Origin of the sequence: Winogradskyella helgolandensis (assembly GCF_013404085.1) — a bacterium.
Classification (GTDB): domain Bacteria; phylum Bacteroidota; class Bacteroidia; order Flavobacteriales; family Flavobacteriaceae; genus Winogradskyella; species Winogradskyella helgolandensis.
Genome location: NZ_JABFHO010000001.1, coordinates 3,963,170 through 3,975,893, shown reverse-complemented (window position 1 = coordinate 3,975,893; position 12,724 = coordinate 3,963,170). Strand labels below are relative to the sequence as shown.

14 protein-coding genes are annotated in these 12,724 nt (G+C 33.8%); 11 read left to right on the top strand and 3 right to left on the bottom strand.

Features of this window, described 5'->3' with window-relative positions; genetic code table 11:
• Positions 1-2 precede the first annotated feature (2 nt).
• The 7 genes from HM992_RS16920 to HM992_RS16890 all read left to right on the top strand — a co-directional run bounded on the left by HM992_RS16920 (position 3) and on the right by HM992_RS16890 (position 4,873).
• Entirely contained in the window at positions 3-626 is a 624-nt protein-coding gene (locus HM992_RS16920) for a tetratricopeptide repeat protein (protein WP_178983924.1), read from the top strand.
• 11 nt (positions 627-637) lie between these two features.
• On the top strand, positions 638-1,987 hold the full coding sequence (locus HM992_RS16915) for a histidine kinase (RefSeq protein ID WP_178983925.1): 1,350 nt from the start codon (positions 638-640) through the stop codon (positions 1,985-1,987).
• Between the two features lie 11 nt (positions 1,988-1,998).
• Complete coding sequence (locus HM992_RS16910; RefSeq protein ID WP_179320547.1) at positions 1,999-2,325, top strand: 2TM domain-containing protein; 327 nt, start codon at positions 1,999-2,001, stop codon at positions 2,323-2,325.
• The gene (locus tag HM992_RS16905; RefSeq protein WP_179320545.1) at positions 2,325-2,669 is read left to right on the top strand and encodes a 2TM domain-containing protein; all 345 of its coding nucleotides are present in this window, start codon (positions 2,325-2,327) and stop codon (positions 2,667-2,669) included. Before HM992_RS16910 ends, HM992_RS16905 begins: the two co-directional genes overlap by 1 nt.
• A 90-nt stretch (positions 2,670-2,759) precedes the next feature.
• Entirely contained in the window at positions 2,760-3,074 is a 315-nt protein-coding gene (locus HM992_RS16900) for a 2TM domain-containing protein (protein WP_179320543.1), read from the top strand.
• Between the two features lie 45 nt (positions 3,075-3,119).
• On the top strand, positions 3,120-3,875 hold the full coding sequence (locus HM992_RS16895; RefSeq protein WP_179320541.1) for a LytR/AlgR family response regulator transcription factor: 756 nt from the start codon (positions 3,120-3,122) through the stop codon (positions 3,873-3,875).
• 53 nt (positions 3,876-3,928) lie between these two features.
• Complete coding sequence (locus tag HM992_RS16890) at positions 3,929-4,873, top strand: Fic family protein (protein ID WP_179320539.1); 945 nt, start codon at positions 3,929-3,931, stop codon at positions 4,871-4,873.
• A gap of 32 nt (positions 4,874-4,905) precedes the next feature.
• Here HM992_RS16890 and HM992_RS16885 read toward each other — a convergent pair whose 3' ends face one another.
• Together HM992_RS16885 and HM992_RS16880 are read right to left on the bottom strand one after the other, a co-directional pair.
• Positions 4,906-5,466 carry a hypothetical protein gene (locus HM992_RS16885; protein WP_179320538.1) on the bottom strand — a complete coding sequence of 187 codons (561 nt, stop codon included), beginning with the start codon at positions 5,464-5,466 and terminating at the stop codon, positions 4,906-4,908.
• Positions 5,467-5,500: 34 nt separating this feature from the next.
• Complete coding sequence (locus HM992_RS16880) at positions 5,501-6,676, bottom strand: LETM1-related biofilm-associated protein (RefSeq protein ID WP_179320536.1); 1,176 nt, start codon at positions 6,674-6,676, stop codon at positions 5,501-5,503.
• 144 nt (positions 6,677-6,820) lie between these two features.
• Here HM992_RS16880 and HM992_RS16875 point away from each other — a divergent pair, with 144 nt between their 5' ends.
• From HM992_RS16875 to HM992_RS16860, 4 genes are all read left to right on the top strand, one after another.
• On the top strand, positions 6,821-7,474 hold the full coding sequence (locus tag HM992_RS16875; RefSeq protein ID WP_179320534.1) for a DUF4331 family protein: 654 nt from the start codon (positions 6,821-6,823) through the stop codon (positions 7,472-7,474).
• A 107-nt stretch (positions 7,475-7,581) separates the two neighbouring features.
• Positions 7,582-8,157, top strand: a complete 576-nt coding sequence (locus HM992_RS16870) for a DUF4331 family protein (protein WP_179320532.1) — start codon at positions 7,582-7,584, stop codon at positions 8,155-8,157.
• A gap of 99 nt (positions 8,158-8,256) precedes the next feature.
• Complete coding sequence (locus HM992_RS16865) at positions 8,257-9,534, top strand: tetratricopeptide repeat protein (RefSeq protein WP_179320530.1); 1,278 nt, start codon at positions 8,257-8,259, stop codon at positions 9,532-9,534.
• Between the two features lie 2 nt (positions 9,535-9,536).
• Positions 9,537-11,759, top strand: coding sequence for a TonB-dependent receptor (locus tag HM992_RS16860; RefSeq protein WP_179320528.1), 2,223 nt, complete (start codon positions 9,537-9,539; stop codon positions 11,757-11,759).
• Between the two features lie 231 nt (positions 11,760-11,990).
• Here the strand turns inward: HM992_RS16860 and HM992_RS16855 are convergent, their stop codons facing one another.
• Positions 11,991-12,533, bottom strand: a complete 543-nt coding sequence (locus HM992_RS16855) for a DUF4377 domain-containing protein (protein ID WP_179320526.1) — start codon at positions 12,531-12,533, stop codon at positions 11,991-11,993.
• Positions 12,534-12,724 lie beyond the last annotated feature (191 nt).

The window sequence follows — 12,724 nt, the reverse complement described above, 5'->3', positions numbered from 1 at the left end:
TCATGAAATATCTAATCCTTATTACATTTCTTGTTGTTACATCAGTAACACAAGCCCAAACCAATTTCGAAAAAGGCATGATAAAAGCCTTTGAACTTTGGCAAGCAGACAAAACCGACGAAGCTGAAAATATGTTTGAGCGCATTGCAAAAGCCGAACCTAAAGAATGGTTGCCCAATTATTATATTGCTCAGATTAACAGTTTAAAAAGCTGGACAGAAAAAGATGTCACCATTTTAAAAGCGCAACTAGACAAAGCCCAGCTGCATTTAGATGAGGCGCTATTAAAAAGTGAAAATAACGTAGAATTGCTAGTAATGCAGTCACAAGTTTATACTAATTGGGTGGCTTTTGATGGTATGACCTACGGTATGAAATATAGTGGAAAAATAGCAGAGTTGTATGAAAAAGCAGTGGCTTTAGATCCAAAAAATCCAAGAGCAGCTTTGTGTAAAGCAGAATGGGCAATGGGAAGTGCCAAGTATTTTGGAAAAGACACCACGCCTTATTGTAAAGAGATTGAAGCATCCGTAAAACTTTTTAATACCTTTAAAGCAGAGAGCGAATTGCACCCTAATTGGGGAAAAGAACGTGCTGTAGCCGTAGCAAAAGATTGTAAAGCTTAATAATAAATTATATGAAGTCATTAAAAAAAATAATTCTAACATTCGCCATAGGCTGTGTGGTATTTGTAATTGGGAACCTTTTATCAGATGGTTTTAAATATGATTCCTTTAATGACTTTGCTGTTCAATTCGGATTTTATCAATTATATGCCTTTGTTTTAGGGTATTCTAATATGGCGTTTTTCGATTATATGGAAAAGCGAACTTGGACAAAAGGAGATTACGCAAAGCGCATCATTATTGGTATCATTGGAAGTACCTTTATTACTCTCGTTGGTCTTTTTCTTTTACGAGCCGGAACGTCTGTGTTTTATTATAGTAATGACTTTACTAAGTTTATACAAAATGAAACTTGGAAAGCCTATTCGTTTGGTGTATGGATTACATTAAGTATTGTCACTGTTTTTCATGTGGTTTATTTCTATAATCGCTATCAGAAGAATAAAATTAAGGAGCAAAAAGTTATTGCAGGTACGGCAAGTGCTAAGTTTGATGCTTTAAAGAATCAGTTAGATCCTCATTTTTTGTTCAATAGTTTGAATGTGTTGACGAGTTTAATTGAGGAAAACCCTGAGAATGCTCAAAAATTCACGACGTCTTTATCAAAAGTGTATCGTTATGTTTTAGAGCAGAAAAGTAAAGAACTAGTAACGGTTGACGAAGAATTGAATTTTGCCAGAACCTACATGTCGCTATTAAAAATGCGATTTGAGGACAGTATCATTTTTGAGATACCAGATCAGGCTTCAAATCCTGAAAGTAAAGTGGTGCCTTTATCTTTGCAATTGTTGTTAGAAAATGCAGTAAAACATAATATGGTCACATCGAGTAAACCCTTGCATGTTAAAATATATGAGGATGGTAATCACTTGGTCGTAATGAATAATTTGCAACCCAAACAAATAGTAAAGAAGAGTAGTGGAGTTGGTTTAGAAAACATAAAACAACGGTACCAATTACTTACAAATAAAAAAGTACACATCAATCAACGAGAAAAGGATTTTGCCGTGGCAATTCCGATGCTCACAAAACAAGTATCAATCATGAGAACAATACAAAAATCACCTAAACATCTTAACGACGATTATGTAAGAGCACGTAAACGTGTAGAGGAATTAAAAGCCTTTTACTATAGTTTAATTTCTTATGTATTTGTAATCCCATTTCTAGTATTTATATGGTATAATTATTCTTATATGACCATTCAGTGGTTTTGGTTTCCTGCCTTTGGTTGGGGATTGAGTTTGGCTTTTCAGGCGTATAGAGTATTTGTAGATGACGGAGCGCTAGGATCTGGATGGGAAAAACGAAAAATTGAAGAGTACATGCGTAAAGAAGATGAACGTAAACGTTGGAATTAAACACTTGGATTATGGACAGTAATAAATCAAATTTTAGAAAAGCGAAGAATAAAGTTGAAAAATTAAAACGGTTTTACACACATTTAGGTGTTTATTTTATGATTAATACAATTATCACTATAGTAAAAGTAATGAGTCATATGAATATTGGAGGAACATTTAAAGAGGCCTTTTTTAGCTTCTCTACGATGGCTTCTTGGTTAATTTGGGGCTTGGTCATTGCTATACACGCGTTTTCTGTATTTGGACTGCCACTTATTGTTGGCGATGATTGGGAGGAACGAAAAATACAGCAGTTTATGAATGAAGAATTTGAACACAATAAAAAATATAAGTAATGGAAAAGTTTGAAATAGAATCTTACGAAGACCATAATGAATCTACCGATTTTAGAAATGAAGAAGCCTATTTAAGAGCAAAGAAAAAGGTAGATGCTATTGTTGGTTTTTACTGGCATTTGGCGGTTTACGTTATTGTGAATTTGTTTCTAATAATTCTGATCGGAGTTAATTCTTCAGAAGGGTTTACAGGTTTTGGACCCTATGCCACGGCTTTTTTCTGGGGCATAGGATTAGCATTTCATTTTCTAGGCGTATTTGGCACTAATTTCCTCTTTGGAAAGCAATGGGAAAAGCGAAAGATTCAAGAATTTATGGAAAAGGAAGAGGAGAATTGGGAATAGGTTTTAGTTGAGAGTGAAAAGTTAACAGTGAAGGGGTAATAGTGAAGAGTTGAAAGTGGGGCGTGAGGATGGAAGCGAAAAATATAGAAAATGAATAACAAGGAAAAAGAACAGTTAAGAATAGCAAAAGCTAAGGTGAGGAGAATTAAAATATTCTATATCCACTTAGCAGGATATATCATTGGTATAGGGCTTATTTTATATAATCTTTATATTGTTGCTGGCCCTTATAAAAATAATATCATCAGCTTAAATTTGAGTATAATAGTGGCTTGGACTATTTTTATTGTTATCCACGGACTGAATGTTTTTAAAGATAAACGTATGTTTAATAAGCGTTGGGAAGAGAAAAAAATAGAACAATTTCTAGAGAAAAAGGAAGAAGACACCACCTTTTGGGAATAAGATATATTTATAAATTAAGGAATCATTTTATATAAATTTAAAATCATGAATGTAATCATAATAGAAGACGAAAAACCATCAGCAAGACGATTACAACGTATGCTAAAAGCTGTAGATCTAAATGCTGAAACGATGTTGCATTCGGTTGAGGAATCTATAGCGTGGTTTCGAAACAATGAGCATCCCGATTTGATTTTTCTAGACATTCAGCTAAGCGACGGTTTGTCTTTTGAGATTTTTGAGGCGATTGAGATAAAATCAGCAGTCATTTTTACAACCGCTTATGATGAATATGCCTTAAAAGCCTTCAAATTAAATAGTATCGATTACTTATTAAAACCCATTGATGATGAGGATTTAAAAACGGCTGTTGAAAAATACAAAGGGAGATTACCTCAAAATCAATCGGTAACTTTAGATTTTAATGATATTAAAAATTTACTGGTAAATCCTATAGAACGCGAATACAAAAAACGGTTTTCAGTAAAAGTGGGTCAGCACCTTAAACTTATAAATATTGAAGACATCGAATGCATTTATAGTGAAAACAAAGGCACTTATGTCTACACATCTGAAGGTCGAAATTATCTTTTAGACGCGACTTTAGATGAGTTAGAAACCGAATTAGAACCGGATGTGTTCTTCCGGATAAGTAGAAAATTCTACGTGAATATAAATGCGATAAAAGATATGGTGAGCTATACCAATTCAAGGCTTCAAATAAAACTCAACCGTTTTAACGATCACGATATTATAGTGGCAAGAGAACGTGTAAAGGACTTTAAAAATTGGTTAGAATAAATATCGGATAGATATACTTTTTATGTTAACCGATAAAACTGTACCTTTGTGTTATGTGGGACGTTAGTACAGTATATCGTAAGGATTTAGACGCTACATTTAGTAGATTGTTAGACAAGGTTAAGGTTTTAAATGCAGCCAGACCATTGCCCAATATTGTATTGCAAAATATTAAAGAGTCCTTTATTATAGAATGGACCTATAATAGTAACAGTATAGAAGGTAATACGCTTAGCTTACGAGAAACTCAAATGGTATTACAAGAAGGCATTACCATAAAAGGCAAATCACTACGGGAGCATTTTGAAGCTAAAAATCACGAAACGGCAATCCATAAGTTATATACTTTAATTGAGGATGATTATGTTTTAAATGCTAAAGATATTTTAACGCTTCATGGTTTGGTGTTGCGATCCATAGAAGATGATTATGCAGGTCGTTTACGGAATGCTGCTGTTCGTATTTCTGGTGCTAATTTTATACCTCCAAACGCTCGTAAAGTGTCAGATTACTTAGATACATTAATAAACTATATTAATATAAACCCACAAGGACTCAATCCTATTGAGTTAGCTACTGTGTTTCATCATAAGTTTGTATGGATTCATCCATTTTTTGATGGTAATGGTCGTACCATTCGGCTTGCCATGAATTTATTATTGATGCGTTCTGGTTTTCCTCCAGCTATTATTCTTACTAATGATAGAGCAAAATATTACGCAGCATTAAATCAAGCTAATAAAGGTAATTATAGCAAACTAATGTTGTTAATGGCTCAGGCTAGTGAGCGCTCATTAAATATTTATTTGAGCGCTATTCCAGGTTCTGATAAAGACTATCAGGCTATTTCTAATATCGTTGAAGAACCAGAGGTGCCTTATAGTCAGGAATATGTAAGTTTATTGGCACGTCAAGGTAAAATAGATGCGCATAAAGAAGGTCGTAATTGGTTTACGACTAAAGAGGCGGTTCTAAATTATATTAATGCCAAAGGATAATAGAATTAATACAGCTATTGATAGTTGTATAGTTACTTTAGATCACGATTTTCATATAATTCAATGGCCTTTACGTAATCAATAGCACCTTGCATACTTAAATCGTGTATAAATCCATCCAATTCAGGGTGGTTTATCTTAACCCAATCAACCAGAGTGTCGACTTCTTGTTTCCAGACTTTCCAATTGGCATCGTTACAATCTAGTTCTTCTATTCTTGATATTTTTCCTGATGTAAATTGAAACTGATATTGACACGTCATTGGGTTATTCTTTAAAAATTCAAGTTTTAAAGAACGCATAGTAACTGTTGCCATAATTTGATCGTCTATTTCGTCTATAGCTACTAATTCATAAACGGGCTCAAAAATGGAATCCCATTTGAATTGTTCATAGTAATGCTCAGGAGTGAATGTGGTGGTGTAGTCACCATAAACAGTTGTAAGGCTGTCAGCTATTACGTTTCTAATGCTTTCGTAATTTGCATTTTTATAGCCATTGTAGTATGCTTTTAGTTGCTCTGATTCTGTGGGTTGTTTTTCAGTACAACTCGCAACTAATACAAATATTAAAAATACTAGAATGTGCTTCATAAGTTGAAGTGTCTTAGGTTGGCGTATCACAAACTCACTCCTTATCGTCTATTCTGTTATCGTCAAAAGCCGAAGGCAATAACCTAGGAATGAACTTAATAAATAGAGGTAAAAGCAACATCCCACCAGGCAGCATAAAGATGGCTAAACTTGGGATAGATTTAAAAATATCAATGAGTTGGGTTTGAATTTTCTTTTGCTCTTCGTTTGTGAGATTTCGCTGCGTGGATTGTGTTAAGAGGTATAGTGCTTCTTTGCTTTCTGACAACTCTTTAATTAAACGTTTACTATTTCGTTTGATGAGTTTCGAAACGACTTTACTACTATTATTATAAAAACTTTGTGCTAAATTTTTAGAACTTAAAAAGGCAACGTCTTCTTTATGTTCGTCATAAAACAGGTTAATGTCATTTACAGATCTTACAATAACTGTGTTATCAACGATTAAATCCGTTTTTAATTGATTTAAAAAATCTTGTTCTTCTCTATCTATAATTTTATCAGTCCACGATGCCATGCAGACTAAATCTATAACATAATATTTTTCTAATGGTTCATTTATAAAAGCAATAGCATCGCTGTACGTGAGAATCTCAGTATTTTTATGACGAATAGAACCTTCAAACAATTTAATAAGGTTTTCGTCATATTCTGATTTTTCAGTCTTATTTTCTATAACAGAGAATACTATGGTTTCCAATGCCGATTCAAGATTACCAACATAATCCTTAATGTTATTTTCATCTTTCAAAAAACGTTGATAGCCTAAAACATCAACAAACAAAAGAGCGTTAATTAAGAAGTAATTAAAACTTTTTGAAATAAAATTATCATCAATATGTATGCGCTTATGGATAATTTTCTCCAACAAACTATCTGGTGAATTGTCACTAAATAAATCTTCAAAAAATGAGCGCTTTTGGTCACTTATAGACTTGTAATATTTTATGAGGCTTTCTGTAAATTGTTCTTTAGACTTTTCCCTATTATAAATGTAGTAGAAGGTAAGCAGTAAATTAGTTTTACAACGCTCTTCTTCACTAAGCTCAAAGGGTTTAACAATATCTAATACCACTTTAATATTACTCCCATATATAAATCCGGCGCGTTTTAAATTAATATAAAACGCATCTGTTTCCGTTTCAGAATACATCGTTTCTGAAACTTGATTAAGTAATTTTTTTATCCAGCCGCTAGCTGATGGATTCATAGGGTATGATTTGAATGGGCAAAGTTAATTTTTTATCCTGAAAAACCCTTAATTTATTTCATTAACAAAATTTTAACAAAACCGCTATTTGTATTTTTTCGTAGGTAGAGCAGAGACATTAAAACTAACAAAATCTCAGAAATTATGAAAAAAACAAAAATTTTAATCGCAGCGGCAATTTTAGGAATTGGAACATTCGTTGCTATTGCAGCAGATCATATCGATGCTCCTGCTGTACAAGGTGGTACAAGTGATATCACAGACTTTTATGCCTTTAGAGGTGAAAACACATCAAATTTGGTTTTGGTTGCCAACGTTCAAGGACTATTAACTCCAGGTAATACGGCAGCAGCTTCATTTGATGAACGTGTATTATTAGAATTTAATATTGATACCGATGGAGACAATGTAGAAGATTTAGTTATACAAGCAACTCCAAGAGATGGTAAAATGTATTTCTTTGGACCAACGGCTCCATCGTCAACGGGTTTAAATAGTACAATTGTGACAACAACAACGAATGCAGGTGTTGTAGATATTACAAGCTATGGTGAAACTGCAATGGTTGAAGAATTTGCTGGTATGAAATTCTTTGCAGGCCCAAGAGATGACCCTTTCTTTTTCGATTTTAACAAATACACAGAAATTATTGCAGGTGATGCTGCTGGATTTGCAAGTCCTGGTGACGATACATTTGCAGGGTCTAATGTATTATCTGTAGTTGTTGAGGTACCGAAATCTATGATTGGAGGAACTGGCACAATTAACACGTGGGTAGAATCTAAAAGAAAACAATAATTTAAAAGTAAGCAGTCATGATGATGCCTCAATGTTTTTATTTCAAAATAATGAACAAAACAAAAAAGGTGATTCATGATAATCATTAATAATAAAATTTAAATACTATGAAATTCAATAATATAAAACTATTTGCAGTTGCAATTTTAGCGTCAATGACAGCTATTAACTGTAGTGACGACGACGATACTATTACAGGTCCAACAGCTCCAAACTTTACAGGAACTTATGTTCAGGAAGACCAAATGGGACGACCTGCAATTAATACGGTTTTTGTAAACGACGGCATGAAAGATGCTTTTAATACTACAACACCTTCTGATATGGGTGCGCTGTTTCAAAGTGCTTTTCAAACAAAATTAGAAACTTTGAGTCCTGCTTATGATCCTGCAAATCCAGATGATGCTAACGCTTTAGGGTTTACCGCAGCACAATTTACAGGAGTCTTAGCAACTGATGTTCTTTCGGTATCATTGGATGCCCCAACAACATTTTTTGATGGTACAAATATCTTAACCGGTAGAAACTTAACTGATGATGTTATCGATGTAGAATTGATATTAATTTTTGGTGGTGAAGAAGGTTTAACGAACCCAGAATTTCCAGGGTTAGTGAGTGATAATGTCGCTTCTAATGACAAAGAATTTTTGACGTCTTTCCCTTACTTAGCGTCTCCGTGGTAAGCGATTAATTAGTAAGCTAAAATGAGGTCGCAAGATCTCATTTTAGATTATTAATACTTACCTCAATACGAATTAACAAAACTCAAAAAACAAATTACTATGAAACTCAAAAACATACTTCCGATTTTTATAACCTTACTGATGCTTAGTTGTAATTCTGATAACGTTACAAACGTAGCTGATTATAACCAATACCTTTCTAACGAAATAGACCAAACCAAACTTTTAGGTGATGTCGATTTTTGGACTACTAGAATTGAAAACAGTACTAGTACCTATTCGTATTTAATTAATCGTGCTAATGCCAACACAGAGGTGTTTAATGTTACAGGTGAAATAGACTATTTAATTAAGGCTGAGGAAGATCTTCTTGAAGCTAATAAAATTGTTAAGGATAGTGACGCAGGACTTTTAAAAAATATTGCTGCAAATTACATTTCACAACACCGTTTTAAAGAGGCTTTAGTTTTACTTAAAAAAGCAGAAGCTAATGGTGCAAAATTGAATGGGACTAAAAAAATGCTATTTGATGTACACTTAGAATTAGGAAACTACATCTATGCAGAAACCTATCTAAAAGATTTACAAAACACCTCTAGTTTTGATTATCTCATTCGTTTATCAAAATTAGAAGATCATAAAGGAAATTTAGATGGAGCTATTGAACACATGGAAAAAGCCATGGCTATAGCTGAGGCATCTAATTTAAAAGGGATGAAATTATGGTCATACACTAACATAGCAGACTTTTATGGTCATGCAGGTGACATAGATAAGTCTTATTCTTATTTCTTAAAAGCATTAGAATTGGATCCTAATAATGCCTATGCTAAAAAAGGTATTGCTTGGATTGTGTATTCTCATGAAAAGAATCCGGAGGAAGCGTTAAATATCTTAAATCACATAACGTCTTATCACAATACTCCAGATTACGATTTATTAAAAGCAGAGATTGCTGAGTATAATAATGATTTAAAATTGAAAGCAGCATCTTTAACAAACTATCAAGCTGCTGTTAAAAATGATAGGTATGGAGCCATGTATAATAAGTATAATGTGATGGTATTTTCAGAAGATTTATTAATACCAAAACGTGCTTTAGAAATTGCCATGCAAGAAGTTGAAAACAGGCCAACACCACAATCGTATGATTTGTTAGCGTGGAGTTATTTTAAACTTGGTGAAGTAAAGAAAGCCAATCAAATTATTGAAGAATTTGTAGATGGAAAAACCTTTGAGCCAGCTGTATTGTATCATGTCGCTGAAATTTATAAAGCAGTAGGCAAAACAGCCGAAGTGCAACCTTTAAAAAAGGAATTAGTGGAAAGCTTATACGAATTGGGACCTTTAATGAAACAAAAAATTAAACAACTATAATTATGAAACATCATATTTTAGCCATCTTTATCTTTGGATGTTTCTCATTAGTTGTAACAGCCCAAAATTTAAAAGGATTAGTAAAAAACGAACTCAATCAGCCTTTAGAAGCAGCCTATATTTATAATCAAAATTCAGAATCTCATGCACATACTTCAGAAAATGGAGTATTTGTAATCACAAATACCAAATTAGGTGATACATTAAGAATAGGTTTATTAGGCTATAAAACGAGATTTATACCTTTAAAGTCAGCCGATAATTTTAAAATTATTCTGGAAGAAAAAGCCTTTCAATTAGATGAAATGATGATTACCGAAGAATTGAATACAGTAAGTACCATTTCGAGATTAGATTTAAATGTCATTCCTGTGAATTCCTCGCAAGAAGTCTTACGAAAAGTGCCTGGTTTATTTATAGGTCAGCATGCAGGAGGTGGCAAAGCAGAACAGATATTTCTTCGTGGATTTGATATCGATCATGGTACTGATATCGCACTGTCAGTTGATGGTATGCCCGTAAATATGGTGTCACATGCTCATGGTCAGGGTTATAGTGATTTACATTTTGTTATCCCAGAAACGGTAAACAAAATAGATTTTGGTAAAGGTGGTTATTATGCGCAAGAAGGAGATTTTAATACCGCAGGCTACGTTAATTTTAAAACAAAAGATTATCTAAAAGATAGCGAGGTTTCATTTTCTGTAGGACAGTTTAATTCGTTGAGAACGGTTGGTTTATTTAATCTATTAGAAAACACGAAGAATCAAAATGCCTATGTCGCTATGGAATATATTGCTACAGATGGTCCTTATGATTCACCTCAAAATTTTAACCGTTTAAATCTCTTTGGAAAATACGTGATGTTTTCACCAGAAAATGACAAACTGACGTTGACAGCTTCACATTTTACAAGCCGTTGGGATGCTTCAGGGCAAATTCCACAGCGTGAAGTGGACAATGGAAACATTTCACGTTTTGGGGCTATTGATGATACAGAAGGTGGACAAACCGAACGTACCAATCTTAATGTCACGTTTGATAAATATATTAATGATAATACTAGTTTAAGTGCCAATGCCTTCTACTCGCATTATGCCTTTGAGTTGTATTCAAATTTTACTTTCTTTTTGGAAGATCCTATTAACGGAGATCAAATATTTCAAAAGGAAGATCGGAATATTTTTGGAGCCCATACAGCCCTTACACATACTACATTTCTAGGTGATACAGAATTGAAATTGACGACTGGTTTAGGCTTAAGACATGATATTGCTGATGATGTAGAATTATCTCGAACATTAAATAGATCAACGACTTTAGAAAATATTCAACTAGGAGATATTAACCAAACGAATATTGATGCTTTTGTGAATGCAGAATTTGAGTTCGGTAAATTTAAAGTAGCACCAGCGTTACGTTTAGACTATTTCAAGTTTATGTATAATGATGCGTTACAAACCGATTATCAAACATTATCAGAAACTAAAACAATTGTAAGTCCGAAGTTGAATTTCTTTTACAATGCACAAGATAATCTGCAGTTGTATTTAAAATCCGGATTAGGATTCCACTCTAATGATACCAGAGTGGTGGTGGCCAATGGAGGTGAAGCTATTTTACCACGTTCTTATGGAGCTGATTTAGGTTCTGTATGGAAACCCTTTCCAAAGTTAGTTGTAAACTCTGCATTATGGTATTTGTTTTTAGAACAAGAGTTTGTTTACGTCGGTGATGCAGGTATTGTAGAACCAAGTGGAAAAACGAGACGTTATGGACTAGATTTAGGATTGCGTTACCAGTTAACCGATTGGCTGTTTTTAGATTCAGATGCCACTATTACCAAGGCGAGAAGCGTTGATGATCCGGATGGTGAAAACTATATTCCATTGGCACCCGATTTTACATTAACAGGAGGTTTATCAGTTGATGATCTTAACGGGTTTTCTGGAGGCTTACGTTTTAGATATTTAGATGATAGAGCAGCGAATGAAGACAATTCCATTGTCGCAGAAGGGTATATGGTCACAGATTTTAATGTGAATTATAAGTTGAACAACATCACATTTGGTTTTGCGATTGAAAACTTATTCGATGTGGACTGGAATGAAACCCAATTTGCTACAGAATCGCGATTACAAAACGAAGCACAGTCGGTTGAAGAAATACACTTTACACCAGGGACACCATTCTTTTTAAAAGGAACGGTAAGTTATAGATTTTAAAAAGCTTTCAACCCCTTAATTTGTGGGGAAGCAGATTAAGTTAAGTTGATTGGTTGCTAGCAAAAAAGATGAATCTAAACGTTAGGGTTTAGATTGATCGTGTCATGAGTTACTCATGATATTTTTTGAGTTTTTTTGTTAGTTAAGGCACCTGCTCGAAAGAGTGGGTGTTCTTAGTTTCATATAGAACAGCAACACTAAGTTTGCTAAAGAAGAACCAAGTTTTAAGATTTATTCAAGTTCTATTAATTTAATTTCGTTTGTACCGAGTCTCGTAAAAGTACCAATAACGATATCTTGATTTTCCAATAGTGCCTCTAGCGCTTCACATAAGGTATTGCAATCGATATCAATTTGATTCAGTAATTGGTAACCTGAATCGGTAGTCACAAAAACGTTGTCGTTTAGTTTTAAATTGATGTCAAATTCAATTTCCGCAGGTATTTCTTGTGCCGCTATAACTTCAAGGAGTGTGTATTTATATGAACCAGCATCAGCCGCTGGGTTGCCGATTTGGTCAATTCTCACAGAAAGATCATAGATATATCCAGGCACATAATCAAAACCTTCAATGGAGGAGTAGAAGTTGTTCCAACTTTCTGTTCCAAAGGAATCACCATATTGCACAAGTAATGTTAAAACGGGCTCTAAGGCTATAGCTGTATTTTGATAATGATTAATACGCATGGTCGTTATTTCAGAAGCCGTGACATCATCGTTAGAACAAGCGCATAATAGACCTATGGTCATTACCAATAGAAGGTGTTTTTTCATAATCGTGTAGATTGTGTCGTTTTTAAAGTAGATGCAGAAAAGACTTAAAGGTTGCGTCAAAATCGGAGAGAATTTTTTATGACGTTTAGAACTGAGCGCTAAATTTTACAAACCTTAAGGTCATAGGCTCGCATTACTCCTCTGTTTGTTAGTGTTACTCCGCTCTCCATGACTTCTCATATGCTATAAGC